General features: G+C 71.1%; 22 protein-coding genes and 1 tRNA gene. 13 read left to right on the forward strand and 10 right to left on the reverse strand.

Annotated features, from left to right (window positions below):
- Complete coding sequence (locus ACIQOE_RS40880; protein ID WP_401417150.1) at positions 1-1,920, reverse strand: molybdopterin oxidoreductase family protein; 1,920 nt, start codon at positions 1,918-1,920, stop codon at positions 1-3.
- On the reverse strand, positions 1,917-2,888 hold the full coding sequence (locus tag ACIQOE_RS40885; protein WP_362183160.1) for a 2-dehydropantoate 2-reductase: 972 nt from the start codon (positions 2,886-2,888) through the stop codon (positions 1,917-1,919). Before ACIQOE_RS40885 ends, ACIQOE_RS40880 begins: the two co-directional genes overlap by 4 nt.
- Before the next feature lie 205 nt (positions 2,889-3,093).
- Here ACIQOE_RS40885 and ACIQOE_RS40890 point away from each other — a divergent pair, with 205 nt between their 5' ends.
- From ACIQOE_RS40890 to ACIQOE_RS40905, 4 genes are all read left to right on the forward strand, one after another.
- On the forward strand, positions 3,094-4,422 hold the full coding sequence (locus ACIQOE_RS40890; protein ID WP_401417151.1) for an OFA family MFS transporter: 1,329 nt from the start codon (positions 3,094-3,096) through the stop codon (positions 4,420-4,422).
- Positions 4,397-4,531 (forward strand): hypothetical protein, encoded by a 135-nt coding sequence (locus ACIQOE_RS40895; RefSeq protein WP_351315073.1) that lies wholly within the window; start codon positions 4,397-4,399, stop codon positions 4,529-4,531. Before ACIQOE_RS40890 ends, ACIQOE_RS40895 begins: the two co-directional genes overlap by 26 nt.
- A gap of 147 nt (positions 4,532-4,678) precedes the next feature.
- Positions 4,679-5,626 (forward strand): beta-ketoacyl-ACP synthase III, encoded by a 948-nt coding sequence (locus ACIQOE_RS40900; protein ID WP_365557720.1) that lies wholly within the window; start codon positions 4,679-4,681, stop codon positions 5,624-5,626.
- Positions 5,627-5,762: 136 nt separating this feature from the next.
- Positions 5,763-6,440 (forward strand): GntR family transcriptional regulator, encoded by a 678-nt coding sequence (locus tag ACIQOE_RS40905; RefSeq protein ID WP_351315067.1) that lies wholly within the window; start codon positions 5,763-5,765, stop codon positions 6,438-6,440.
- 43 nt (positions 6,441-6,483) lie between these two features.
- Here ACIQOE_RS40905 and ACIQOE_RS40910 read toward each other — a convergent pair whose 3' ends face one another.
- A complete protein-coding gene (locus ACIQOE_RS40910) occupies positions 6,484-6,723 on the reverse strand; it encodes a hypothetical protein (RefSeq protein ID WP_401417168.1) in 240 nt (79 codons plus the stop codon).
- Positions 6,720-6,926: a hypothetical protein gene (locus ACIQOE_RS40915; protein WP_365557717.1), complete on the reverse strand. Its 207-nt coding sequence runs from the start codon at positions 6,924-6,926 to the stop codon at positions 6,720-6,722. Before ACIQOE_RS40915 ends, ACIQOE_RS40910 begins: the two co-directional genes overlap by 4 nt.
- Positions 6,927-7,099: 173 nt before the next feature.
- On the opposite strand from ACIQOE_RS40915, the gene ACIQOE_RS40920 reads away from it, so the two are divergent.
- Positions 7,100-7,855 carry a DUF6879 family protein gene (locus tag ACIQOE_RS40920; RefSeq protein WP_399011380.1) on the forward strand — a complete coding sequence of 252 codons (756 nt, stop codon included), beginning with the start codon at positions 7,100-7,102 and terminating at the stop codon, positions 7,853-7,855.
- A 16-nt stretch (positions 7,856-7,871) separates the two neighbouring features.
- A complete protein-coding gene (locus ACIQOE_RS40925) occupies positions 7,872-8,723 on the forward strand; it encodes a helix-turn-helix domain-containing protein (protein WP_399011382.1) in 852 nt (283 codons plus the stop codon).
- Positions 8,724-8,785: 62 nt separating this feature from the next.
- Here ACIQOE_RS40925 and ACIQOE_RS40930 read toward each other — a convergent pair whose 3' ends face one another.
- The 5 genes from ACIQOE_RS40930 to ACIQOE_RS40950 all read right to left on the reverse strand — a co-directional run bounded on the left by ACIQOE_RS40930 (position 8,786) and on the right by ACIQOE_RS40950 (position 16,777).
- Positions 8,786-10,186, reverse strand: coding sequence for an OFA family MFS transporter (locus tag ACIQOE_RS40930; protein ID WP_401417153.1), 1,401 nt, complete (start codon positions 10,184-10,186; stop codon positions 8,786-8,788).
- Between the two features lies 1 nt (position 10,187).
- Positions 10,188-11,576, reverse strand: a complete 1,389-nt coding sequence (locus ACIQOE_RS40935) for an OFA family MFS transporter (RefSeq protein ID WP_351315057.1) — start codon at positions 11,574-11,576, stop codon at positions 10,188-10,190.
- 124 nt (positions 11,577-11,700) lie between these two features.
- Positions 11,701-13,845 carry an acetate--CoA ligase family protein gene (locus tag ACIQOE_RS40940; protein WP_365576423.1) on the reverse strand — a complete coding sequence of 715 codons (2,145 nt, stop codon included), beginning with the start codon at positions 13,843-13,845 and terminating at the stop codon, positions 11,701-11,703.
- 4 nt (positions 13,846-13,849) lie between these two features.
- A complete protein-coding gene (frc, locus tag ACIQOE_RS40945; RefSeq protein ID WP_401417155.1) occupies positions 13,850-15,082 on the reverse strand; it encodes a formyl-CoA transferase in 1,233 nt (410 codons plus the stop codon).
- Positions 15,083-15,094: 12 nt separating this feature from the next.
- Positions 15,095-16,777 carry a thiamine pyrophosphate-binding protein gene (locus ACIQOE_RS40950; RefSeq protein ID WP_365576421.1) on the reverse strand — a complete coding sequence of 561 codons (1,683 nt, stop codon included), beginning with the start codon at positions 16,775-16,777 and terminating at the stop codon, positions 15,095-15,097.
- A 188-nt stretch (positions 16,778-16,965) separates the two neighbouring features.
- Here ACIQOE_RS40950 and sucC point away from each other — a divergent pair, with 188 nt between their 5' ends.
- From sucC to ACIQOE_RS40970, 4 genes are all read left to right on the forward strand, one after another.
- On the forward strand, positions 16,966-18,096 hold the full coding sequence (gene sucC / locus ACIQOE_RS40955) for an ADP-forming succinate--CoA ligase subunit beta (protein WP_401417156.1): 1,131 nt from the start codon (positions 16,966-16,968) through the stop codon (positions 18,094-18,096).
- Between the two features lie 11 nt (positions 18,097-18,107).
- Positions 18,108-18,992, forward strand: a complete 885-nt coding sequence (sucD, locus tag ACIQOE_RS40960; protein ID WP_401417157.1) for a succinate--CoA ligase subunit alpha — start codon at positions 18,108-18,110, stop codon at positions 18,990-18,992.
- Between the two features lie 2 nt (positions 18,993-18,994).
- The gene (locus ACIQOE_RS40965; RefSeq protein ID WP_401417158.1) at positions 18,995-20,530 is read left to right on the forward strand and encodes an aldehyde dehydrogenase family protein; all 1,536 of its coding nucleotides are present in this window, start codon (positions 18,995-18,997) and stop codon (positions 20,528-20,530) included.
- Positions 20,531-20,735: 205 nt separating this feature from the next.
- Positions 20,736-20,820 (forward strand) — tRNA-Leu (locus tag ACIQOE_RS40970).
- Positions 20,821-20,890: 70 nt separating this feature from the next.
- Here the strand turns inward: ACIQOE_RS40970 and ACIQOE_RS40975 are convergent.
- The gene (locus ACIQOE_RS40975; RefSeq protein WP_401417159.1) at positions 20,891-21,880 is read right to left on the reverse strand and encodes a helix-turn-helix transcriptional regulator; all 990 of its coding nucleotides are present in this window, start codon (positions 21,878-21,880) and stop codon (positions 20,891-20,893) included.
- A 92-nt stretch (positions 21,881-21,972) separates the two neighbouring features.
- Here ACIQOE_RS40975 and ACIQOE_RS40980 point away from each other — a divergent pair, with 92 nt between their 5' ends.
- The 3 genes from ACIQOE_RS40980 (at position 21,973) to ACIQOE_RS40990 (ending at position 26,801) form a co-directional block, all read left to right on the forward strand.
- Entirely contained in the window at positions 21,973-22,371 is a 399-nt protein-coding gene (locus ACIQOE_RS40980) for a VOC family protein (protein WP_401417160.1), read from the forward strand.
- Positions 22,372-22,403: 32 nt separating this feature from the next.
- Positions 22,404-23,831, forward strand: a complete 1,428-nt coding sequence (locus tag ACIQOE_RS40985; RefSeq protein ID WP_401417161.1) for an MFS transporter — start codon at positions 22,404-22,406, stop codon at positions 23,829-23,831.
- A gap of 183 nt (positions 23,832-24,014) precedes the next feature.
- Entirely contained in the window at positions 24,015-26,801 is a 2,787-nt protein-coding gene (locus ACIQOE_RS40990) for a discoidin domain-containing protein (RefSeq protein WP_401417162.1), read from the forward strand.
- Positions 26,802-26,936 lie beyond the last annotated feature (135 nt).

Below are 26,936 nucleotides of genomic sequence, written 5' to 3' on the forward strand. Positions count from 1 at the left end.
TCACCTCACGATGGTCGCGACCGGAAGCTTCTCGATGCGGATCGCCGACGCCTTGAACTCCGCCGTCCCCGCGATCGGGCAGTTGGCCTCGATCGTCAGCTGGTTGGTGTCCACCTCGTCGGGAAAGTGCATGGTCATGAAGGCGAGGCCGGGGCGCAGCGCGGTGTCGACCCAGACCGGGGCCACCACCGAGCCCCGCCGCGAGGACACCAGGACCTCCTCGCCGACCGTCACCCCGTACCGCTCGGCGTCCTCCGGGCACAGCTCGACGTACTCGCCGCGCCGCAGCGGGGAGGCGTAACCGCCGCTCTGCACACCGGTGTTGTAGGAGTCAAGGCGCCGCCCGGTGGTGAGCCGGACCGGGTACTCCTCGTCGGTGAGGTCGACCGGCGGATCGTGCCGGACCAGTCCGAAGGGGGCCGGCGTGCCGCGCCGTGCCGGGTCCTTCTCCCACAACCTGCCGTGCAGGTAAGCCGGTTCGAGCCGTTCGGTGCTCGGGCACGGCCACTGGATGCCCTGGTGCTCGGTGAGCCTGTCGTAGGTCATCCCGTAGTGGTCGGGGGAGACCGACCGCAGTTCGTTCCAGACGGCCTCCGCGTCGGCGTACTTCCAGGCGTGGCCGAGGCGGCCGGCCAGGTCGCAGAGGATGTCGATGTCCTCGCGGGCCTCGCCGGGCGGGGTCACGGCCCGGCGCACCCGCTGGACCCGGCGCTCGCTGTTGGTCGTCGTGCCCTCGGTCTCGGCCCAGCCGGCGGTGGCCGGCAGCACCACGTCCGCCAGCTCCGCCGTCTTCGTGAGGAAGATGTCCTGGACGACGAGGAAGTCGAGGGCCCGCAGCCGTCGTACGGCCTGCTCGCTGTCGGCCTCCGACTGGGCCGGATTCTCGCCGATGCAGTAGACCGCCCTGAGCGTGCCCTCCTCCATCGCCTCGAACATCTCGGTGAGGTTCAGTCCGTGGTGCGGCTGGATGACCGTGTCCCAGGCGGACTCGAACTTCAGCCGGGCGTCGGGGTCGAGGATGTCCTGGAAGCCCGGCAGCTTGTTGGGGATCGCCCCCATGTCGCCGCCGCCCTGCACGTTGTTCTGCCCGCGCAGCGGCTGCAGTCCCGCGCCGTAGCGGCCCACGTGGCCGGTGAGCAGGGAGAGGTTGATCAGCGCGCGGACGTTGTCGGTGCCGTTGTGGTGCTCGGTGATGCCGAGGGTCCAGCACAGCTGGGCCCGCTCGGCGCGGGCGTAGGCGTGCGCCAACTCCCGTATCGCGGCGGCCGGTACGCCGGTCACCTTCTCCACGAGCGAGAGCGTCCACGGTTCGACGAGCGCCCGGTACTCCTCGAAGCCGGTCGTCGCCCGCCGGACGAAGCCCTCGTTGGCCAGTCCGGCGCGGATGATCTCCCGGCCGATCGCGTGCGCCATCGGGATGTCGGTGCCGACGTTCAGCCCGAGCCAGCTCTCCGCCCACTCGGCGGTGGAGGTGCGGCGCGGGTCGACGGCGTACATCCGGGCGCCGTTCCTGACGCCCTTGAGCACGTGCTGGAAGAAGATCGGGTGCGCGAAGCGGGCGTTGGAGCCCCACATCACGATGACGTCGGTGTGCTCGATCTCCTCGTACGACGAGGTGCCGCCGCCGGAGCCGAAGGCGGCGCTCAGTCCGGCCACGCTCGGCGCGTGACAGGTCCGGTTGCAGGAGTCGACGTTGTTGGTGCCCATCACCACCCGGGCGAACTTCTGGGCCACGTAGTTCATCTCGTTGGTGGCGCGGGCGCAGGAGAACATCCCGAACGCGTCGCGGTTGCGTTCCAGGCCGCGGGCCGTCCGGTCCAGGGCCTCCTCCCAGCTCGCCCGCCGGAACGGCTCGTCGCGGGAGTCCCGGACCAGCGGGTGGGTGAGCCGGGTGTACGTCTTCTGCTGCCGTTTCCTCATGCGGCGCTCCTCAGCGCGAGCAGGTCCGAGAGGGCGTGCACGGTGCGCAGGGTGGGCACCTCCACGCCGGTGATCTCCGCCAGTTCGACGACGGCCGCGAGGAGCACGTCGAGTTCCAGCGGCTTGCCGCGTTCCAGGTCCTGGAGCGTGGAGGTGCGGTGGTCGCCGACCTTCTCGGCGCCCGCGAGCCGTCGTTCGATGGAGACGCCGACCTCGCAGCCGAGCGCCTCGGCGACGTCGAGCGTCTCGCGCATCATGATCTCGATGACTCGGCGGGTGCCGCCGTGCAGGCACATCTGCCGCATGGTGGCGCGGGCCAGCGCGCTGATCGGGTTGAAGGAGATGTTGCCGAGCAGCTTGAGCCAGATGTCGTTGCGCAGGTCCGGCTCGACCGGGCACTTCAGCCCGCCGGTCCGCATGGCCTCGCTGAACCGCACGCAGCGCTGGGACACACTGCGGTCCGGCTCGCCGATCGAGAACCGGGTGCCTTCCAAGTGCCGCACCACGCCGGGGGCTTCGAGTTCGGTGGCCGCGTAGACCACGCAGCCGACGGCGCGTTCGGGGGCGAGTACGGCGCTGACCGCGCCGGCCGGGTCGACGCTCTCGACGCGGTGGCCGTCGTGCGGGCCGCCGTGCCGGTGGAAGTACCACCAGGGGATGCCGTTCTGGGCCGCGATCACCGCCGTGCGCTCGTCGAGCAGCGGCTCGATCAGCGGCCCGCACGCCGCGTACGAGTGGGCCTTCAGACCGAGGAACACGTAGTCGACCGGGCCGACCTCGGCCGGGTCGTCGGTGGCGTGGGCGTGCGCGGTGAAGTCGCCGCGCGGGCTCAGCACCCGTACTCCGTACTGCCTCATGGCCGCCAGGTGCGGTCCACGGGCGACGAGATGCACGTCGGCGCCCGCGCGGTGGAGCGCGGCACCGACGTAGGCGCCGATCGCACCGGCGCCGAGGACTGCGACTTTCACGGAACACTCCGTTCGGTTTGAGGGATACCGCGGAGGTGGCCCGACAGGGGCCGGAAGATGTCGACGAAATATTGTCTACAGTATGGACTAGGGGGCGGCAAGGGTTCCGGCCATGACCGTTCGGCGCATTCTGGATACCGCTCATCGCATACGATCCGGTCGTCGGGTTCTCAACCACCGGACGCCCGCCTACCGTTCGGGACTCATGAGCAGCCCCCCTGTAGCACCGCCGGGCTGGAGCCGCTGGCTCGTCCCGCCCGCCGCCCTCGCCGTCCACCTCTCCATCGGCCAGGCCTACGCCTGGAGCGTCTTCAAGCCGCCGCTCGAATCCGCGCTGAACCTCAGCGGAACCCAGAGCGCGCTGCCCTTCCAGCTCGCGATCGTGATGCTCGGCCTGTCGGCCGCGTTCGGCGGCACCCTCGTCGAACGCAACGGGCCGCGCTGGGCGATGACGGTCGCCCTGATCTGCTTCTCCACCGGCTTCCTGATCTCCGCTCTCGGCGCCGAGACGAAGCAGTACTGGCTGATCGTCCTGGGCTACGGCTTCGTCGGCGGCATCGGCCTCGGCATCGGCTACATCTCGCCCGTCTCCACGCTGATCAAGTGGTTCCCGGACCGGCCCGGCATGGCCACCGGCATCGCCATCATGGGCTTCGGCGGCGGCGCGCTGATCGCCTCGCCGTGGTCCGCGCAGATGCTCTCCTCCTTCGGCAGTGACAACGATGGCATCGCCCTCGCCTTCCTCGTGCACGGACTGTCGTACGCCGTCTTCATGACGCTGGGCGTGCTGCTGATCCGGGTGCCCCGCAGCGAGAAGCCGGTCGCGGACGCGCCGAGCGCCTTCGAGGGCGTGCAGGTCTCCGCGAACACCGCGATCCGCACTCCGCAGTTCTGGTGCCTGTGGGTCGTGCTCTGCATGAACGTCACCGCGGGCATCGGCATCCTGGAGAAGGCCGCCCCGATGATCACGGACTTCTTCGCCGACAGTTCCACCCCGGTCACGGTGTCCGCGGCGGCCGGGTTCGTCGCCCTGCTGTCCGCCGCCAACATGGCCGGACGCATCGGCTGGTCGTCCACCTCCGACCTGATCGGCCGCAAGGACATCTACCGTGTCTACCTCGGCGTCGGCGCGCTGATGTACCTGCTCATCACCCTGTTCGGGGACTCCTCCAAGCCGCTGTTCATCCTGTGCGCGCTGGTGATCCTCTCCTTCTACGGCGGCGGCTTCGCCACCGTCCCCGCCTACCTGAAGGACCTCTTCGGCACCTACCAGGTCGGCGCGATCCACGGCCGGCTGCTCACCGCCTGGTCGCTGGCCGGTGTGCTCGGACCGCTGATCGTCAACCGGATCGCCGACCACCAGAAGGACGCCGGCAAGCACGGCGCCGACCTGTACACCCTGTCCTTCGGCATCATGATCGGCCTGCTCGTCGTCGGGTTCGTCGCCAACGAGCTGATCCGGCCGGTGAACGCCCGCCACCACATCCCCGCACCCAGGGAGGCCGTCGATGTCGAACGACAGCAGCCTGCATGAGCCCGACCGCCGCTGGCTGATCGCCGTCGCCTGGCTCTGGGTCGGCGCGCCCTTCGCCTACGGTGTGTACGAACTCGTACAGAAGGCGACACAGCTGTTCAACGGCTGAACCGGGAGAACGGCCGGGCGTCCGGGGGTCTGCAAGAAGCCGACAACTCGGACGCCCGTTTCCTGTGGCCTTACGTGCCGTCGTACCCGTGAGTCACTGAACAGACTGGTGGGCCCATACCGAGGCAACGAGGGGGATCCACCACCCATGAACGGCTCGCGCATCGCCGCCGTCGGCCACTACCAGCCCGCCAAGGTGCTCACCAACCAGGACCTGGCGGACATGGTCGACACCAGTGACGAGTGGATCCGCAGCCGGGTGGGCATCAGCACCCGGCACATCGCGGGCCCCGACGAACCCGTCGACGAACTGGCCGCGCACGCCGCCGCCAAGGCCCTCGCCGCGGCCGGCCTCACCCCCGCGGACATCGACCTGGTCCTGGTCGCCACCTCCACCGCGATCGACCGCTCCCCGAACATGGCCGCCCGGGTCGCCGCCCGGCTCGGCATCCCGCAGCCCGCGGCGATGGACGTCAACGTCGTGTGCGCCGGCTTCACGCACGCGCTCGCCACCGCCGACCACGCCGTCCGGGCCGGCGCCGCCACCCGTGCGCTCGTCATCGGCGCCGACAAGATGTCCGAGGTGACGGACTGGACCGACCGCACGACGTGCGTGCTGGTCGGCGACGGGGCGGGCGCGGCCGTGGTGGAGGCCTGCGGGCCCGGCGAGGAGCCCGGGATCGGCCCCGTACTGTGGGGTTCCGTCCCCGAGATGAGCCACGCGGTACGCATCGAGGGCACCCCGCCGCGGTTCGCGCAGGAGGGGCAGAGCGTCTATCGCTGGGCCACCACGCAGTTGCCGCCGATCGCCCGGCGCGCCTGCGAGAAGGCCGGGGTGGACCCGCTCGACCTCGCCGCCGTCGTCCTGCACCAGGCCAACCTGCGGATCATCGAGCCGCTCGCGCAGAAGATCGGCGCGGTCAACGCGGTGGTCGCCAGGGACGTCACCGAGTCCGGCAACACCTCGGCCGCGAGCATCCCGCTGGCCCTGTCCAAACTGGTCGAGCGGGGTGGGGTGTCCAGCGGCGACGCCGTCCTGCTGTTCGGCTTCGGCGGCAACCTGTCGTACGCCGGACAGGTCGTGCGCTGTCCCTGAGCGCACGGCGGTGTGACGAGGCCGACTCCCGCTTCCCCTGGCAGATGTGCGCCGTAGACTGTAGACGAAAGACAATCGATACTGAGCCTCGCACGGAGTGTCCGCTCGTGACGGGTGTCTGCCGAAGGGGGACCCGATGTTGTCAGCCGGACTGCCGCAGGGCGCGGTGCCCAAGCTCGAACGCCCCGGACCGCTGCGCGACCGGGTCTACGAGGCACTGCTGGAACTCATCACCACCCGTTCCCTCCAGCCGGGCCAGCACCTCGTGGAGAGCGAACTCGCCGGACACCTCGGGGTCTCCCGGCAGCCGGTGCGCGAGGCGCTGCAGCGGCTGAACACCGAGGGCTGGGTCGATCTGCGGCCCGCCCAGGGGGCGTTCGTCCACGAGCCCACCGAGGACGAGGCCGACCAGCTCCTGACGGTCCGCACCCTGCTGGAGGCCGAGGCGGCGCGGCTGGCGGCCGCCCACGCGGACAGCGCGGGAGTCGCCGCGCTCGAATCGCTGTGCGCGGAGGGGGAGAAGGCCGTCGCCGCGGACGACGTGGACGGCGCCGTCGCCCTGAACGCCGCCTTCCACACCAAGGTCATGGACCTGGCCGGCAACACGGTCCTCGCCGAACTCGCCGCCCAGGTCGACCGCAGGGTCCGCTGGTACTACACGCCGGTGGCCCGTCAGCGCGGCCACCAGTCCTGGATCGAGCACCGCGAACTGATCGCGGCGATCACGTCCCGCGACGAACAGCTCGCGACCCGCCTGATGCGCGAACACACGGAACACACGCGGCGGTCGTACCACGAGCGGGCGCAGTCCTGAACCCGGCCCGTGCGCACGGGAGTCACGCGCCGGCCGCGGCCGGTCATCCGAAGATCCTGCCGCTGCTGAAGGTGTTCATGGCGCGGGTGCGCTCGGCCACGGCCCTCAAGCGCTCCTCGTCGGTGGCCCGGCGGACCAGAGCGGGCTCGGCGTCCCACTCCCGCCCGCCGGCCACCGGCCGCAGCTGGACCCAGGGCCCCTCGCGACCCATGACGTACCCGAGCCGGTCGCGCGCGGTGTCGATGAGGGCGCCGACCGGCGGTTCGCCGTTCTCGGCGGTCACTCCGGGGGCTCCTTCTCCAGCGCCTTGGCGAGGTGTACGGCGACGTCCGCGCGTACCCGTCCCAGCTCGACCAGTCCCAGCGCGGGCGACGCCGGATCCGCCCGCAGCGAGGGGAAGACGATCCCCGCGGAGTTCAGGGCGGCTCTGAGCGTCTCGACGGCCGTCTGGGTGTCGCGGATGTCTTTTGACTTCTTCGGTGCCATGAAGCTGACGCTAGGGCTGGCGCGTTGGGGAGGGCGATGGAAGTTGCGCGAAGTTGCTTGACGCCTCTCTCCGGTTGCGGGAAGTTGCTGATAAAGGTCGCCCGAACCCCGGTCAGCGGCCACCGGACTCGGACAAGCTGTGGAGATCAGTCCTCTGACGAAAGGAACTGATCATGACCCGACGACTGCGCTTCAACGGCACGGGCAGTGGAGTCAACGGGTGCCCTGCTGTGCACGAGGATCTCGACTCGGGTGAGGTCATCGTGCACGGCCCGGCGCTCACCGACCCTGCGGACCTCGGCCAGCTCCAGCATCTGCACGAGGGTGAGGTGCCCATCGTGGTGCCCCGCGCGCTACTCGTCGACTTCGGACCGAAGGAGGTCAACCGGGTGCAGGACATCATCGGGCTGGACGAGTTCGACCGGCTCTTCACCCGCTTCGAGCACACTGCCTGGCGGCTGGAGACGCGGCGCCGATACGCCTCCGACGAAGCCACCGCCACTTACGCCCAGTTCACCCGTGGCGAGGCCGTGAACTGGGACGGAGTGGACGCCGCATGGTGCGCCGAACGCCTGGAGCAGACCGCGATGGGCAAGCGGTTCGAGCGTGCCCGCGTCATCGACAGCCCGCCGACCGCCGGACAGCTCTACCTCCTCGAAAACGCCCGGCGTAACAGTGCCGCCGGCGAGAAGATCTACAGCCTGCCGCGCGCCGACGCCGACCGCGCGAGTCTGCCCGCAGAGGACTTCTGGCTGTTCGACTCCCGGCTGGTCGCTCTCCTCAACTTCGACGACGGCGACAACCTGCGGAACGTGGAGCTGATCACCGAGCCCGCAGCGGTCCTGAGGTACGCGCAGGCCCGAGATGCTGCCATGCACTACGCCGTCCCGTACGAACAGGTCGCGGCGCACCTCGCCGCGAAGGAGTAAGGCAGGTCGCTGACCGGTGAGCACGGACTATCAGCAGGCGCGCGAGGCGCTCGGCGTGCGGCTGCGCGAACTCCGGATGTCGGCCCTGGGCGGCCGTCTCACCGGTCAGCAGTTGGCCGACGCATACGGCTGGAACAAATCGAAGGTCAGCAAGCTGGAGAACGGCAGGCAGACCCCCACGGCCGACGACCTGCGCAAGTGGGCCGACGTGACCGGCCAGCCGGAGGCGTGCGACGAATTGCTGGCCAGGCTCAGGGGGTTCGAGTCGCACATCCGGTCGTGGCGTCGACAGCTGGCCTCGGGGCACAAGCCGGTGCAGGACACCCACCTCGGGGCGCACGCCGACGCCTCGGTGTTCCGGGGCTGGGAGTCCTCCATGATCTTCGGAATCCTGCAGACGCCGGACTACGCCCGGTCGGTCTTCACCCGGTACGCCGAGCTTCAGCGGTCGCCGCGTGACACCGAGGAAGCCGTCCGCTCCCGCATGAAGCGCCAGGAGGCCTTGTACGACTCCTCGAAGCGGTTTCACCTCATCCTCTGGGAGGCCGCTCTCCGCGCCCTGATCTGCCCGCCCTCGGTGCTACTGGCTCAGCTGGACCGTCTCTCGGGCGCCATCGGCCTGGACACGGTCGAGCTGGGCATCATCCCGCTGTCGGCATCCCTGAAGATCCCCCCGGCCACCGCCTTCTGGCTCTACGACGACCGCCAGGTGGTCACCGAGACCTGGCACGCCGAACTCTGGCTGGACGACGCCGATTCCGTCGCCCTCTATCTCCGCACCTGGCGCACCCTCCGCGAGTCCGCCGTCCACGGAGCCGACGCACACCACCTCATCGACGCCGCCCGCCGAGCCCTCGACCCCCGTTGACGTCCGAGGGGCGGAGCGCGGCCGGGTCCCGGATGCGTGCCCGGGACCCGGCGCGCCGACGGTCAGCCGGCCGTCTGTGGTTGTGCCGCGGCCACCGTCGCGCCCGTTCCGGGCCGGCCCGGCTGCCGGAGGAGGAGGGCGATGGCCGCCGCCAGCATCGAGATGCCGCCGGCCAGGGCGTAGGCGCCGTTGTAGCCCCAGGCGCCGACCACCATGGAGCCAAGGCCGCCGCCGAACAGGCCGCTGATCAGCTTGCCGCTGTAGACCAGGCCGTAGTTGGTGGCGTTGTAGTTCTCGCCGAAGTAGTCCGGGGTGAGGGCGGCGAAGAGCGGGTAGAAGGCGCCGCCGCCGAAGCCGGACAGGAAGGCGAAGAACAGGAACAGCCACTCGCTCTTCATGTCACCGGCCCAGATCACGCCGAACTGGGCGAGTCCGAGCACGACGATCACGAAGACCAGCGTCGGCTTGCGGCCCAGCCGGTCGGAGAGCCAGCCGACGACACCGCGGCCGATGCCGTTGATGACCGCCATCACGCCCATCGACGAGGCCGCGACCAGCGGGCCGAACCCGACGTCCTTGGCGAAGTCCACCTGGAACGAGATGCCGAAGATCGAGACGCCGGCCGTCAGGACGATGGAGATCCACATCAGCGGGAGCATGCCGGTGCGGATCGCCTCCTTCGGCGTGAACTGCTTCACCGCGGGCGGGTTCTTGGCGAGCGCCGTCGCGGTCTTCGCGTCCGCCGACCGGGCGAGCGGGTCGATGTCGGCCGGCCACCAGTTCTTCGGCGGGTCCTTGAAGAAGAACGCCGAGACCAGGACCACGACCATCACGTAGACACCGATCAGGTCCAGGACCCGGTGGTAATTGGCCGTGTCGAACGCGTAGTTGAAGATGAAGATGAACGGCAGCGAGCCGTAGGCGAAGCCGCCGTTCACGAACCCGGTGCGGGCGCCCCGGCGTTCGGGGAACCACTTGCCGACCATGTTGATGCAGGTCGCGTAGACCAGCCCGGAGCCGAGCCCGCCGACCACGCCGAAGCCGATGATCGCCAGCCATATCTCGCTGATGTGGGACAGCGCCAGGAAGCCGAGCAGGCACATGAAGGACCCGGTGTACATGGCGCGGCGGGCGGTCAGGATGCCCTTCTCGCGCAGCCAGCCCGCCGGGAAGGCGATGCCGGCCTGGAAGAACACCCAGACGCTCAATATCCAGAAGGTGTTGGACTGCGTCCAGCCGTGCGCGTGGGACAGGGTGTCCTCCGCGGAGCCGTACGCGTACTCGAAGACGCTGATGGCCATCATGGCCACCCAGGGCAGGTACACCATGAGGTTGCGGGAGTGGCCGAGGATGTCCCGGTCGGTCTCGCCGATCCGGTACACCCGGCCGCGGGCGTCCGTGACCTCGCGGTACGGGGGTCGTCCGGCGCCGGTGCTGTTCGTGGCTACAGGGTCAGCCGTCATGTCACGCCATCTCCTCGCCGAGCGGGTGCGGGTTGGGGACGATGCGCCGGGCGCTGGGCCTGCCCGGTGCCTTGAGGAACAGGGCCAGCACTGCGGAGGCCAGGCCGACGGAGCCCGCCAGGACGAACGCGCCGTGGTAGTCCCACTCACCGACGACGACCGCGCCCAGACCGGAGCCCACCAGACCGGAGATCAGCTTGGAGCTGTAGACCATCCCGTAGTTGGTGGCGTTGTTGTTCTCACCGAAGTAGTCCGCCGTCATGGCCGCGAACAGCGGGAAGATCGCCCCGCCGCCGAACCCCGAGACCATGGAGCAGAACAGGAAGAACGGCATGCTGTGCATCTGGCCGGAGACCAGCACTCCGAACTGGGCGGTGCCCAGCACGATGCAGACGATGATCAGGGTGTGGCGGCGGCCGTAGCGGTCGGAGATCCAGCCGATGACCCCGCGCCCGGTGCCGTTGACGATCGCCTTCAGCGACATGGCGGTGGCGACGATCCCGCCGGCGAACCCCATGTCCTTGCCGAACGGCACCTGGAAGGCGATGCCGAAGATGTTGATCCCGGCCGTGCACAGCAGACAGAACCACATCATCCACAGCACGGGCGTACGGGCCGCCTCCTTCGGCGAGTACTGCTTGACGGCGGGCGGGTTCTTCTCCAGTGCCCGGCGGATCCGCGGATCCTGCGTGGCCTTCAGGGGATCGACGTGCGGCGGCCACCAGTTCTTCGGCGGGTCCTTGAAGAACCAGCCGGCCGACGCCACCACCAGGCACAGCCCGACACCGACCGAGGTGAGCAGGACCCGGTAGTTGCCGAGGTCCAGGACGGAGGTGAACAGGAACACGAACGGCACCGACCCGTAGGCGAAACCGCCGTTCACGAACCCCGTCTTGCCGCCCTTGCGCTCCGGATACCACTTGCCGACCATGTTCACGCAGGTCGCGTAGACGAGACCGGCGCCGATGCCGCTGCACATGCCGAAGCCGAGATAGGCGACGACCACGTTCGGCGCGAACGCCAGCGCCACGTAGCCGAGCAGGGTGCCCACCGCGCCGATCAGCATGGCCGTGCGCGCGGGCAGCCGTCCGCTCTCGCGCAGTTGCCCGGCCGGGAAGGCCACGGCCGCCTGGAAGAACACCCAGACGCCCATCAGCCAGAAGATGTGCCCGCTGCTCCACAGATGTGCCTCGTGCAGCGTGTCCTCCGCCGACGTGAACGCGTACTCGGCGGAACTGATGCCCATCATGCCCACCCAGGGCAGGATGACCATCCACTTGCGTGTCCGGCCCATCAGATCGACGTCTCTCTCGCCGATCCGGTACGTGCGGCCGTTGCGGTCCGTCACCTCCCTGAAGGGGACGGACGCCGTGAGATCGATGGATGACATGTTCGTTCAGCACCCCTTGCGTCGAAAGCTCTGGCCAGCGCCCCCTGTCCAAATGCCTTTCGTGCGCGCACGGGTCCCGGGGCCGGCCGCAGCGCACCGCCGGCCGGCCCCCTCCTCGGCTAGGTCATGAGCCGCCTCCCAGCACTCCGGCCGCCCGCGCCCAGCGGTACTTGGCGCCGAGTACGGCCACCGGCCGTTCGGTCGTGTACGGGTACGCCACGACACCCCGCTCGTACAGGTACTGGCAGGCCTCCTCGACCTCGACGTCCCCGGCGAGCGAGGCGACGACCGGCTTCTCGACACCCCGCTCCCGGAACTCCGCGACCACCCGCGCGGTCAGCTCCGCGAACACCATCGGCGGGGTGACGATGGTGTGCCAGTAGCCGAGGACCAGCGCGTGGATCCGCGGGTCCTCCAGGCCCAGCCGGATCGTCGCCTCGTACGTCGACGGCGGCTCGCCGCCCGTGATGTCCACCGGGTTGCCGGCGGCTCCGAACGGCGGGATGAAGCGGCGGAACGCCTCGTCCAGGTCCGGCGGAATCTCCATCAGGGACAGGCCGTTGTCGGTGACCGCGTCGGACAGCAGCACCCCGCTGCCGCCCGCACCGGTGATGATCACGACGTTGTCGCCCTTCGGGGCCGGCAGCACCGGCAGCCCGCGCGCGTACTCCAGCATGTCGTTCAGGCCCGGCGCGCGGATGACGCCCGCCTGCCGCAGGATGTCGTCGTACACCGCGTCGTCGCCCGCGAGCGCGCCCGTGTGCGAACCGGCCGCTCTGGCACCGGCCGCCGTACGCCCGGCCTTCAGCACCACGACCGGCTTCTTCGGGACGGTGGCCCGCGCCGCCGCCACGAAGGCGCGGCCGTCCTTGAGGTCCTCCAGGTGCATCGCGATGCACTCGGTGCGCGGGTCCTCGCCGAACCAGGTCAGCAGGTCGTCCTCGTCCAGGTCCGACTTGTTGCCGAGCCCCACGATCGCCGAGACGCCCGTCCTGGTGGTGCGGGCGAAGCCGAGGATCGCCATGCCGATCCCGCCGGACTGCGAGGTGAGCGCCACGCCGCCCTTCACGTCGTACGGCGTGCAGAACGTGGCGCACAGGTCCTGCCAGGTGGAGTAGTAGCCGTAGATGTTCGGGCCGAGCAGGCGGATGCCGTGGCGCTCGCCGATCGCGACGATCTCGTCCTGGAGTTCCTGCTCGCCCGTCTCCGCGAAACCGGAGGGGATCAGGACGGCGTTGGGGATCCTCTTGCGGCCCACCTCCTCCAGCGCCGCCGCCACGAACCTGGCCGGAATGGCGAAGACTGCCACGTCCACCTCACCGGGAACGTCCGTGACACTCTTGTACGCCTTGCGGCCGAGGATGTCATCGGCCCGCGGGTTCACCGGATGGATCTCCCCGGCGAAGCCGCCGTCGACGAGGTTGCGCATCACCGAATTGCCTATCTTGCCCGCCTCGTTGGAAGCGCCGATCACGGCGACCGAGCGGGGCTGCATCAGCCGGCGCATCGAGGTGAGGATCTCCTCGCGCGTGAACGTCCGGCGCGGCGGCGGCTGCCGCTCGGCGAGGATGATCCGGATGTCGGCGGCGACCGCGCCCCGCGGGGTGGCGATCACCGGGTTGAGGTCCACCTCGGCGATCTCCGGGAAGTCCGCGACCAGGTGCGAGACCCGGCGGATCTGCTCGGCGAGGGCCCACCGGTCCACGCCGGCCTGTCCGCGCACCCCGCGCAGCACCTCGGCCGCCTCGATGGAGTCCAGCATGGACAGCGCCTCGTCGGCCGAGACGGGGGCCAGCCGGAACGTGACGTCCTTCAGCACCTCGACCAGCACCCCGCCGAGCCCGAAGGCGACGACCTTCCCGAAGGTGGGGTCGGTGACCGCGCCGACGATGACCTCCGTGCCCTTCGGCAGCAACTCCTGCACCTGCACGCCCTCGACGCGGGCGTCCGCGTCGTAGGCGCGCGCGTTCTGGACGATCCGGTGGAAGGCCGCGCGTACGTCGGCCGCGCCCTCGACCCCGACGACCACTCCGCCCGCGTCGGTCTTGTGCAGGATGTCCGGGGAGACGATCTTCATCACCACCGGCCCGTCGAAGCGTGCCGCGTACGCCACCGCCTCCTCGACGTCCCTTGCCAGCTCCTCGCCCGGTACGGCGATCCCGTACGCGTCGGCGATCACCTTGCCCTCGGGCGCGGTGAGCGCCGTACGGCCCTGCGCGCGCACCGAGTCGAGGAGTGCGCGGACCCGCCGCTCCCGGTCCTCTGCCATCACGTCAGATCACTCCGTTCGACTTGAGCAGGCGCAACTCCTCGTCGCCGAGACCGAGTTCGCCGACGAAGACCTCGGCGTTGTGCTCGCCGAGGAGCGGCGAGGCGGTCACGCGCACGGGGGAGTCGGAGAGCTTGAGCGGGCTGCCGACGGTGACGAAGTCGCCGCGCTCGGGATGCGGGACGGTGACCACCATCTCGTTGGCGGCCAGCGACTCGTCCTCGATGATCTCCTTGGTGGAGAGGATCGGCCCGCACGGGATGTTGTGGGCGTTGAGCCGCTCCAGCACCTCCCACTTGGGCAGCGCCAGGGACCATTCCTCGATCAGCTGGAACATCTTGCCGAGCTTGGGCAGGCGCGCCTGCGGGGTCGCCCACTCGGGGTCGTCCGCGAGCTCCGGCCGGCCGATCAGCCGGGTGATCGGCTCCCAGCCGACGGGCTGCACGATGACGTACACGTAGTCGTTCGGGCCGCCGGGCGCGCACTGCACCGCCCAGCCGGGCTGGCCGCCGCCGGAGGCGTTGCCGGAGCGGGGCACCTCGGTGCCGAAGTCGTCGTTCGGGTACTCGGGGAGCGGCCCGTGCGCCAGCCGCTGCTGGTCGCGGAGCTTGACCCGGCAGAGGTTGAGCACGGCGTGCTGCATGGCGACGTTGACCCGCTGGCCGCGTCCGGTCCGCTCGCGCTGGAAGAGCGCCGCGAGTATGCCGGCCACCGCGTGCACCCCGGTGCCCGAGTCGCCGATCTGCGCGCCCGTGGCCAGCGGCGGCCCGTCCTCGAAGCCGGTGGTGGCCATCGAGCCGCCCATCGCCTGCGCGACGACCTCGTACGCCTTGAAGTCGGTGTACGGGCCTTCTCCGAAGCCCTTGATGGACGCGTACACGATCCGCGGGTTGATCTCCTGGATGCGGTCCCAGGTGAACCCCATCCGGTCGACCGCGCCGGGGCCGAAGTTCTCCACCATGACGTCCGAGCGCCGGATCAGCTCGGTCAGCAGCTCCCGGCCGCGCTCGGTCTTGGTGTTGAGGGTGATGCTCCGCTTGTTGCAGTTGAGCATCGTGAAGTAGAGCGAGTCGACGTCCGGCAGGTCACGCAGCTGCTTTCGCGTGATGTCACCGGTCGGCGCCTCCAGTTTGACGACGTCCGCGCCGAGCCAGGCGAGCAGCTGGGTGGCGGAGGGGCCCGACTGGACGTGGGTCATGTCGAGGACGCGAATGCCCTCGAGTGCTGTGGCGGTCATGGGCGTTCCACCTCACTTGTACATGGTCTGGTTCATGGTTCCGGGGGCGTACGCGTCCGGGTCGACCCAGACGTTGATCAGCGACGGCTTGCCCGACTCCCGGGCCCGGCGCAGTGCGGGGCCGATGTCGGCGGGGTCGCGGACCTCCTCGCCGTGGCCGCCGAGCATCTGGGCGAACTTGTCGTAGTGGACGTCGCCGAGGGTGTTGCCGACCCGTTCGCGCTCCTTGCCGTACTTGGCGGCCTGGCCGTAACGGATCTGGTTCATCGAGGAGTTGTTGCCGACGATGCCGACGAAGGGCAGGTCGTAGCGGACCAGCGTTTCGAAGTCCCAGCCGGTGAGCGAGAAGGCGCCGTCGCCGAAGAGCGCGACGACCTCCTTGTCGGGGCGGGCCTGCTTGGCGGCGAGCACGAAGGGGACGCCGACGCCGAGGGTGCCGAGCGGGCCCGGGTCCATCCAGTGGCCGGGCGACTTGGGCTGCACGACCTGGCCGGAGAAGGTGACGATGTCGCCGCCGTCGCCGATGTAGATCGAGTCCTCGGTGAGGAAGTCGTTGATCTCGCTGACCAGCCGGTAGGGATGGATGGGCGAGGCGTCCGACCGCAGACTCGGCAACCGCTTCTCCAGAGCGCTCTGTTCGGCGGCGCGCAGCTCGTCGAGCCACTCCTTGCGCCGCGAGGCGCCGGCGTCGACGCGCCCTGAGGCGGCCTCGGTCACCGACTTGAGCACCAGGCCGGCGTCGCCGACGATGCCGAGGCCGATGTCCCGGTTCTTGCCGACCGTCCGGTAGTCGAGGTCGATCTGGACGACGGTCGCGGTGGGGGAGAGGCGCTTGCCGTAGCCCATCCGGAAGTCGAAGGGCGTACCGACGATCACGATGACGTCGGCGTGGGAGAACGCGTACCGGCGGGAGAGCTGGAAGTGGTGCGGGTCGCCGGGCGGCAGGGTGCCGCGTCCGGCGCCGTTCATGTAGGCCGGGACGTTGAGGGTGCGGACCAGTTCGACGGCGGCCTCGGTGCCCCGGGTCGTCCAGACCTGGCTGCCGAGCAGGACGGCCGGCTTCTCCGCGTGCACGAGGAGGTCGGCGAGCTGCTCGATCGCCTCGGGGTCGCCGGCCGACCGGGTGGAGGCCCGGTAGGCGCCCGCCGTGGGGACGCGCGCCCTGTCGGCCGGGACCTTGGCGTCCAGGACGTCGCGCGGTATCTCCAGGAAGGAGGGGCCGGGTGCGCCGTGGTAGCACTCGCGGAACGCCATGGAGACCATGTCGGCGGCGCGGGCGGTGTCCGGGACGGTCGCCGCGAACTTGGTGATCGGCGTCATCATGTCGACGTGCGGAAGGTCCTGCAGGGACCCCATCTTGTGCTGGGTGAGGGCGCCCTGGCCGCCGATCAGCAGCATCGGGGACTCCGCGCGGAAGGCGTTGGCGACCCCGGTGACGGCGTCGGTCGTCCCCGGTCCCGCGGTGACCACCGCGCAGCCCGGCTTCCCGGTGATGCGGGCGTAGCCGTCGGCGGCGTGCGCGGCCACCTGCTCGTGGCGGACGTCGACGACTTCTATGCCCTCGTCCACACAGCCGTCGTAGATGTCGATGATGTGGCCGCCGCAGAGGGTGTAGACGCGGTCGACCCCCTCGGCCTTCAGCGCCTTGGCAACGAGATGACCACCGGATATTGCGTCCTGGGTGTCGTCGGGCATGGCGAAGTCCTGTCCCTTCGTAGGGGGTGGGGATGCCGTCTTCGTACATTGCATACAGTCGACGAATACTGTATGAAGCTTGTTATCCCGCATCCGGTGGGTGGTGTCCAGGGGGCGTGCGGCACTTTCCGGTCATCGCAGTTCGGCCTCGCGATGACGTCCGGATGACTTCGCAGACAGGAGCCGGAATGGACCTGTACGAACACCAGGCAAGGGAACTCTTCGAGGAACACGGCATCGTGGTGCCGAGGGCCGAGGTCACCGACTCGCCCAAGGAGGCCCGCGGGATCGCCCGCAGGCTCGGCGGCAGGGTCGTGGTGAAAGCGCAGGTCAAGACCGGCGGCCGGGGCAAGGCGGGCGGCGTAAGGCTCGCCGCTGACCCGGCCGCCGCGGAACTGACGGCCCGGCAGATCCTGGGCATGGACATCAAGGGCCACACCGTCGGCAAGGTGATGCTGGCCCAACCCGTCGACATCGAGCGCGAGTTCTACGTCTCCTACGTCCTCGACCGGGCGGCCGGCGGCTTCCTCGCGATCGCCTCCGCGGAGGGCGGCACGGAGATCGAGGAGGTGGCCGCCGCCCGGCCCGAGGCGGTGGCCCGCATCCCCGTCGACCCCGCGGTCGGCGTCACCTCCGCCAAGGCCCAGGAGATCGCCGGAGCGGCCGGGCTGCCGCCGCAGACCGTGGACGTCCTGGTGCGCCTGTGGCAGGTGCTGGTCCGGGAGGACGCCCTGCTCGTCGAGGTGAACCCGCTCGTGCGCACCGCCCAGGGCACCGTCCTGGCGCTCGACGGCAAGGTCACCCTCGACGACAACGCGGGCTTCCGCCAGACCCGTTGGGGAGACGAGGCGGCCGAGCACCACGACCCGCTGGAGGCCGCGGCCGCCGCCCGCGGTCTCCACTACGTCAAGCTGGACGGCGAGGTCGGCGTCATCGGCAACGGCGCAGGCCTGGTGATGTCCACCCTGGACGTGGTGGCCGGCTGCGGCGCCCGGCCCGCCGACTTCCTCGACATCGGCGGCGGAGCCTCCGCCCGGGTCATGGCCGACGGCCTCTCGGTGGTCCTCTCCGACCCGGCCGTGAAGTCCGTCCTCGTCAACGTCTTCGGCGGGATCACGGCGTGCGACGCGGTCGCCGACGGGATCGTGCAGGCCCTGGAGACCGTCCGGCTGACCAAACCGCTGGTCGTCCGCCTCGACGGCAACAACGCGGCGCGCGGCCGCGCGATCCTCGCCGACCGCGCCCACCCCCTGGTCGAACAGGCCGACACCATGGACGGCGCCGCCCGCCGCGCCGCCGAACTCGCCACCACCGCCTGAGGAGTTCCGTCATGGCGATCTACCTCACCCACGAGAGCAGGGTCCTCGTCCAGGGCATGACCGGCGGCGAGGGCATGAAGCACACCCGCCGGATGCTCGCCGCCGGCACGGACGTCGTCGGCGGGGTCAACCCGCGCAAGGCCGGGCGGACCGTCGACTTCGACGGACGCGCGGTCCCGGTCTTCGGCACCGTCGCCGAGGGCGTCGCCGCCACCGGCGCGGACGTCACCGTCGTCTTCGTGCCGCCCGCCTTCGCCAAGGCGGCGGTGCTGGAGGCGGCCGACGCCGGGATCGGCCTCGCGGTGGTCATCACGGAGGGCATCCCGGTCCACGACTCCGTCGCCTTCACCTCCTACGCCCGCCACCGCGGCACCCGGATCATCGGCCCCAACTGCCCCGGCCTGATCACCCCCGGCCAGTCCGACGCGGGCATCATCCCGGCCGACATCACCAAGCCCGGCCGGATCGGCCTGGTCTCCAAGTCGGGCACCCTGACCTACCAACTCATGTACGAACTGAGGGACATCGGCTTCTCCACCTGCGTGGGCATCGGCGGCGACCCGGTCGTCGGCACCAGCCACATCGACTGCCTGGCCGCCTTCCAGGAGGACCCCGACACCGAACTCGTCGTCCTCATCGGCGAGATCGGCGGCGACGCGGAGGAGCGGGCCGCCGCCTACATCGGCGGGCACGTCACCAAGCCCGTCGTCGGCTACATCGCCGGATTCACCGCGCCCGAGGGCCGGACCATGGGCCACGCGGGCGCGATCGTCTCCGGCTCGGCCGGCACCGCGCGGGCCAAACGGGAGGCACTGGAGGCGGCCGGCGTGCGGGTGGGGAGCACACCGACCGAGACCGCACGGCTGGTGCTGGAACTGCTGGAAGCCGGAGGCTGACCATGGCCCTGGTCCGCAAGCCCGGCACCGGCTGGGACGACGCCTGGGCGCGCTGCCTCGCCGCCGCCCCCGAGGCGTTCAGGGACGACCGCGTCCTCAACCTGCACACGGCCGCCTGGCACCCCGACGGCCGCCCGCTGCCCGCGACCAGCCCCGTCGACGGCAGCCCCGTCGCCGGCGCCCCGCGGCTCGACCGCGGCACCGCCCGCCGGGCCGTCCGCGCCGCCCTCGACCAGCACCGCGCCTGGCGCCACGTGCCCCCGGCGGAGCGCCGGGCCCGGGTCGCGGCCGCCCTGGACGCCCTGGCCGCGCACCGCGAACTGCTCGCCCTGCTCCTGGTCTGGGAGATCGGCAAACCCTGGCGGGCCGCCCAGGCGGACGTGGACCGGGCGGTCGACGGGGTGCGCTGGTACGTCGACGGCATCGAGCCGATGCTCGCCGGCCGCACGCCGCTGGACGGTCCGGTGTCCAACATCGCCAGCTGGAACTACCCGATGAGCGTCCTCGTCCACGCGGTCCTGGTCCAGGCCCTCGCGGGCAACGCGGTGGTGGCGAAGACCCCGACCGACGGCGGCGTCGCCTGCCTCACCCTGGCCTGCGCGCTGGCCGCCCGGGAGGGCCTGCCGGTGACGCTGCTGAGCGGCAGCGGGCGCGAGCTGTCCGAGGTGCTGGTACGGGCCCCGGAGATCGGCTGCGTCTCGTTCGTCGGCGGCCGGGACACGGGCGCCGCGGTCGCCACCGCCGTCACCGACCTCGGCAAGCGGCACGTGCTCGAACAGGAGGGACTCAACACCTGGGGCATCTGGAACTTCACCGACTGGAAGGCCTTCACCGCGGTCGTCCCCAAGCTCTTCGACTACGGCAAGCAGCGCTGCACCGCCTACCCGCGCTTCGTCGTCCAGCGCGACCTCTTCGACGAGTTCCTGACCGCCTACCTGCCGGCCGTCCGGGGCCTGCGGATCGGTCATCCGCTGGCCGTGTCCGACCCCGCCGATCCGCTGCCCGAGCTGGACCTCGGGCCGCTGATCAACCCGGCCAAGGCCAAGGACCTCACCGACCAGGTGGCCGAGGCCATCGACCGCGGCGCCGTCCCGCTGCACCGCGGCCGTCCCGCCGACGCGCGCTTCCTGCCCGGCCAGGACACGTCGTCGTACGTCCACCCGGTCACCCTCCTCAACCCGCCGCGGTCCTCCCCGCTGCACCACGCGGAACCGTTCGGCCCGGTCGACACGATCGTCCTGGCCGACACGGAGGCCGAACTGCTGGCCGCCATGAACGCGTCCAACGGCGCGCTGGTCGCCACGCTCTCCACCGACGACGAGGCCACCTTCGCGCGGCTGGCCCCGCAGATCCGGGCCTTCAAGGTCGGACACGGCAAGCCCCGCTCCCGCGGGGACCGCGACGAGCTGTTCGGCGGCTTCGGCGCCTCCTGGCGGGGCGCCTTCGTCGGCGGCGAACTGCTCGTGCGGGCCGTCACCCAGGGGCCGGCGGGGGAGCGGCTGCCCGGCAACTTCCCGGACTACCAGCTGATGCCGTGACGGCGGTTCCGGGCCGCCGCACGGCCTCGTGCGGCGGCCCGGAACGACGGGCGCGACCGGGCGGGTAGCGATCCGGACACCGACGGTGAGCAGGATCCGACCTGCGCAAACGCCACCGGAAACGCAGGTGAAGGGCACTCCGAAAGCTTGGTATTGTTGTCCATGTCGCCGCGGGGAACACCCCCGGTCGGGTGGCAGACACCTGGTCCGGGTGGCGGAATGGCAGACGCGCTAGCTTGAGGTGCTAGTGCCCTTTATCGGGCGTGGGGGTTCAAGTCCCCCCTCGGACACGTATACATATCGTTTCCCCTCGTGCGGGTCGGGCTGAGTCCCGGCCCGCACGAGGCGTTTCGCGGGGTGTCACTCCTGGCGGGCGCAGGACGCGAGGCGGTCGGCGAGTGCCGTGACGAGGCCGCGCAGTTCCTCCGGGCGCTCGACGACGAACGGCCGGTCGAGGGCGGCGAGCACCGCGGGCAGCCAGTCCAGCCGCTCCGCCCGCAGCGCGACCCGCAGCCAGCGCTCCGCCGTCAGGTCCTGGTCCGCCGCCGGCCGGTGCTCCTCGATGCTCGCGACCGTCACGGGCAGGCGGGCGCGGACCTGCTCGGGTGTCCCGTGCACCCGCAGGACCACCTCGTGCCGGTAGGGGGCCGCGGCGAACCCGGTCAGCACGCGCTCCGCGGGGCCGGGTCCCGCGGGTGCCTCGAAGGAGCCGGGCAGGGTCCGGGCGTCCGCGATGCGGTCGAGCCGGAGGGTGCGGTCCTCGCCGATGCCGGCGTCCCGCCCGGTGACGTACCAGCGGCCCGCGTGCGCGACGATCCCGTACGCGTGGAGCGTGCGTTCGCTGCGCCGCCCCTCCCGGTCGGTGTAGCGCAGCGCCAGCGGACGGCGGTGGCGCACCGCGTCGGCGACGGTGAGCAGGACATCGGCGTCCGGGGTGTCGAGGTCGCCGGGCCGCTCGGTGAACTCCAGCGCCTCGGTGAGGGCGTCGAGCCGCCGGGCGAGGTGTCTGGGGAGCACCCGGCGGATCTTCGCCGCGGCCGTCTCGTTCGCCGTGCGCTCCGCGGTCGTCAGCCCCGCCCGGCGGCCCAGGACCAGGCCGAGCAGGACGGCCAGCGCCTCGTCGTCGCCGAGCATGAGCGGCGGCAGCCGGTACCCGGGGGCGAGCCGGTAGCCGCCGTAGCGGCCCCGCACCGACTCCACGGGCACGTCCAGGTCGATCAGCTGGTTCACGTACCGCCGCACGGTGCGTCCTTCGACGCCGAGCCGCTCGGCGAGTTCGGCCACGGTCCGGGTGCCGCCGGACTGCAGGAGCTCCAGCAGGGTCAGGACACGGCCGGTGGGACGAGACATGCGGACAATCTAACGCCGATACCGGACCGATTCTGTCCGCTATCTCTCCTAGCGTGCACAGGGTCAGCCTTCAGCACGGCCTGGGAGATCCCATGGAATTCGTCTCGATCCGCATCATCACCGCCGACGTCGCGCGCCTCGTCGACTTCTACGAGCGGGCCACGGGGGCGCGGGCCGAATGGGCCACCGAGGACTTCGCCGAGCTGCGGACGGCGGGCGCGACGCTGGCGATCGGCGGCACCCGCACGGTCCCGCTCTTCGCCCCGGGCTCCGCCCGCCCGGCCGACAACCGCAGCGTGATCGTCGAGTTCCTCGTCGACGACGTGGACCGTGTCCACCGGAACCTGGCCGACGTCGTCACCGACTTCGTCACCGAGCCCACCACGATGCCCTGGGGCAACCGCGCGCTGCTCTTCCGCGACCCCGACGGCAACCTCGTCAACTTCTTCACCCCGGTCACCGCCGCGGCCAAGGAGAAGTTCGCGCGCTGACGCCGAGCGCCTTTTCGCAGCATATGTCCCCTATGGTGTGGGGGTCGTGTGTCGGCGGACGGGAGGGAGCTGGGGCCGTGGCCTGCGCTGAGCCGGATCCGCGGTCCGGGCGACGGTCCCGGGCGCCGCTCCTCGCCGTGTGCGCGGGGTACTTCATGGTGATCCTCGACGTGACGGCCATCAACGTCGCCGTGCCGGTGATCGGCCGGCAGCTGTCGGCCTCGCTCACCGGCATCCAGTGGATCACCGACGGGTACACCCTGGTCTTCGCCGGATTCCTGCTGACGGGCGGCGCGCTCGGCGACCGGCTCGGCAACCGCCGGATCTTCATCCTGGGCGTGGCCGTCTTCACGCTGTCCTCGGCCGCGTGCGCGCTCGCGGCGAGCGTCCCGTTCCTGGTCGCCGCCCGGCTGGCGGAGGGGCTCGGCGCGGCGCTGATCGTGCCCGGTTCCCTGGCCCTGCTCCAGCAGGCCTATCCGGGGACGGCCGCCCGTTCGCGGGCCTTCGGGCTGTGGGGTTCGATGGCGGGCATCGCCGCCGCCGCGGGCCCGCTGCTGGGCGGGCTGCTCGTCGCCACGCTGGGATGGCGCTGGGTGTTCCTCGTCAACCTGCCGGTCGGCGCGGCCTGCGTGCTGCTGACGCTGCGGCACGTGGCACGCTCGCCCCGGCGCGCGGACCGGGCCCTGGACTGGCCGGCGCAGTGCGCGGTGGTGGCCGCCGCCGCACTGCTGACCGCGGCCCTCAACGAGGCCGGCCGGCGCGGCTGGTCCGACCCGGCCGTGCTCGCCGGAGCCGGTCTGGCCGTGCTGGCCGCCGCCGCGTTCGTGGTGCGCGAGCGGCTGGCCCGCTCGCCCGTGCTGCCGCCGAGCCTGCTGCGGTCCCGCGCGATGAGCGGCGGCGCCGCCATCGGCCTGCTGTTCAACTTCGGCTTCTACGGCATGGTGTTCACCGCCAGCCTGGAGTTCCAGCACCAGCGCGGGCTCAGCGCCCTGGGCACCGGGCTCGCGCTGTTCCCCGCGGTCGCGATGACCATGTTCGCCTCCGTCCTCTCGGGGCGGCTGGCCCGCCGCACCGGCGACCGTCCGCTGGTGGTCTCCGGCATGCTGCTGGCCGCCCTCGGCCTGACCGGCTGGGCCGCGGCGGGCGCCGACCCCGGCTACCCGCTGCTGATCGGTCCGATGGCGGCGGCGGGATTCGGCACCTCCTTCGCCCTCACCGGCTCGACCGCCACCGTCATGGGCGCCGCGCCCCCGGCGTACTCCGGCGCCGCGTCCGCCCTGTTCAACACCGCCCGGCAGATCGGCAGCGCCGCCGGTGTCGCGCTCGGCGGCAGCCTGCTCGCCACGGCCGGAGACTACGGCACCGGGCTGCGCACCGGCATGGCCGTCGGCGCGCTCGCGTACCTGACCGCCGCCGGACTCGCGTGGCGCTGCGTGCCCGCGCGGCCGAAGCGGACCTGAGCGCGGTACCCCGGCGAGTCTCCCGGCGCCCCGAACGGTCGGACTATCCATGATTTGCGGATATTGGCCAGAAACTTGCAATCACTTACATGATTCATTTCTTTGCTTCGTCAGAATCTAGCGGGCCGGGTGGGGGCTCTGTACGGTCGGGGCCGTTTCCCCCCACTTCTGAAGGAGCATCACATGCGGATGATCCCGGGACCGCGGCGCCTGGCGGTGGCAGCCGTCGCCGCGGCCGGCGCGCTGTGCGCGTCCGTCCTGCCGGCCGCCGCGGCGGCACCCCAGGCACCCGAGGCACCCCCGGCGCGGCCGGCCGTGGGCGCGGCGACCCCGTTCTCGGTGTACGAGGCCGAGGCGGGAACGCCGGGCCAGGGCGCCGCCGTACGGTCGCTGACCTCGGCGCCGACCACCCCGTACTCGAGCGCGGCCCTGGAGGCTTCGGGCCATTCCTACGTCCACCTCGACGGCACCGGCCAGTCGGTGCAGTGGACGAACACCACCGGGCGGCCCATCTCCTTCCTCAACGTCCGTGCCGCCATCCCGGATTCGGCCGCTGGCGGCGGCCTCACCGCGACGCTGGACCTGTACGTCGACGGCGTGTTCCGGCAGGCGCTGAACCTCAACTCCCGCCAGAGCTGGGTGTACGAGGGCAACGGCAACTACAACACGAGTGACAACCAGAACCCGGCCGACGGCGACCCGAGGGTCTTCTGGGACGAGTCGCACACCTTCGTCACCGGCTCCCCGATCCCGGCGGGCGCCACGTTCTCGCTGCGCAAGGACACCGGCAACGGTGCCTCCTTCTACGACGTGGACTCCGTCGACGTGGAGGACCCGCCGGCGCCGGCGGCACAGCCGGCGGGCTCGCTCTCGATCACGAGCTGCGGTGCGGTCCCGGACGACACCCCGACCAACGGCGCCGCCGCGAGCGGGTCGGTGGACAGCAGGGCCGCCATCCAGAGCTGCATCGACCAGGCCCAGTCGCAGGGCCGGACCCTGTGGATCCCGCGGGGCACCTTCTACGTGAAGGGCACCCAGGGACTGAACGCGCGCGGGATCACCATCGAGGGCGCGGGCCTGTGGTACAGCACCGTCTACCGTGACGTCCCGGTCCCCAACACCACCCCGCTGGCCGCCCTGTTCGACCTGACCTCGTGCACCGTGCGCAACTTCCACATCGACGCGAACGCCGTCAGCCGCAGCACGATCGGCGGGGACGGCGGCGCGATGGACACCACCGGCACCGGCTGGCTGGCCGAGGGCATCTGGACCCAGCACACCATGTCGGGCTTCTGGGCCTCCGGGACCGGAGGAACGGTCCGCGACAGCAGACTGACGTCGATCTGGGCCGACGGCATCAACGTCAACAACGTGTCGCTGGGCGCGGACACCGGCAAGGACCTGACGGTCACCGGCAACTTCGTCCGCGGCACCGGGGACGACGCCATCGCCGTCAACTCGGTGGCCTACAACACCGACAGTGACGGCTCCCGGACCTACTACCAGCCGATGGCCGACGTCACCGTCAGCGACAACACCTCGATCGCGCCGTGGGGCGGCAAGGGCGTCGCGGTCTACGGAGGCAGCGGTCACCAGGTCAGGAACAACTACATCAGCGACACGGCCCGTTACATAGGTCTGGGCGCCGGGCGGTTCGGCGTCAACGGCAGCGACCTGCTGTCCGCGACCCTGACGGGCAACACCGTGGTCCGCTCCGGCGGCAACGCCTACAGCCAGGGCCAGCCCGCCCTGCACATCGGCAACGGCGGCGACGGACAGAACACCGGTACCGTCGACGACGTCACGGTCACCGGCAACACCGTCACCGACTCCCTCTACGACGGGATCGGCTTCTCCACCTCGACCGGCACCCTGCTCAAGGACAACACGGTCAGCGACCCCGGCCGCAACGGCATCGTGATCTCACCGCCGTTCTACCCCGCGCCCACCGGCTCCGCGACCATCACCGGCAACACGGTCTCCGGCCTCACCGCGGGCGCCTCCGCCTACGCCGACAACTCCACCGGGTTCGCCGCCACGCTGAGCGGCAACCACTGGCCGCCGCCCGCGCCCGAGGGCCCCTTCGGCGGCACCCCGGCCGCCGTGCCGGGCACGGTCCAGGCGGAGGACTACGACACCGGCGGCCAGGGCGTGGCCTACAACGTCACCTCCGTCAACGGCAACGCCAACTCCTACCGCGCCGACGGCGTGGACCTGGACGACACCGCCGACACCGGCGGCGGGCACAACCTCGGCTGGACCGGTGGCGGGCAGTGGTTCCGCTACACCGTGGACGTCGCCGCGGCCGGCACCTACACCCTCGGACTGCGGATCGCCGCCCCGTCCGCGGTGACCGGCGCGCTGCACCTGGCCGACGCCTCGGGCGCGGACCTCACCGGCCCGGTCGACCTGCCCGCCACCGGCGACTGGCAGAGCTGGGCCACCGCCGACACCCGCGTCACCCTGCCCGCCGGCCGGCAGACCCTCACGCTCTTCCAGGACACCGGCGGCTGGAACATCAACCACCTCGCGTTCGCCGCGCAGGACGCCCCCGCCGGGACCGACCTCGCCGCCGGCCGGCCCACCGGCGAGTCCAGCCACACCGACGTCTACCCGTCGTCCAACGTCACCGACGGCGACCGGGCCACCTACTGGGAGAGCGCGGGCAACGCGTTCCCGCAGTGGGTCCAGGTCGACCTGGGCGCCGCCCGGAGCGCGTCCCGCGTGGTCCTGCGACTGCCCGCCGGCTGGGGTGCCCGCACCCAGACGCTGAGCCTCTCCGGCAGCACGGACGGCACCGCCTTCACCACCCTGAAGTCCTCGGCCGCCCACACCTTCGACCCGGCCACCGGGAACACCGTCACGCTCACCTTCCCCGCGGCCACCAGGCGCTACTTCCGCGTCACCGTCACGGCCAACGACGGCTGGCCCGCGGGCCAGGTGTCCGATTTCCAGGTCTGGGACTCCTGACCGCCACCGGTCCCGCGGTGCCGCCGGACGCCCCGCCCGGCGGCACCCGTACCCGCACCCGGAGGCGCATTAGATCTTGCAGGTCAAGTTTTTAATGTTGCAATGTTCTGTCTAGTTATTGCGCGGCCATGTCAC

This window comes from Streptomyces sp. NPDC091282, from assembly GCF_044757385.1.
Taxonomy (GTDB): Bacteria; Actinomycetota; Actinomycetes; order Streptomycetales; family Streptomycetaceae; genus Streptomyces; species Streptomyces gramineus.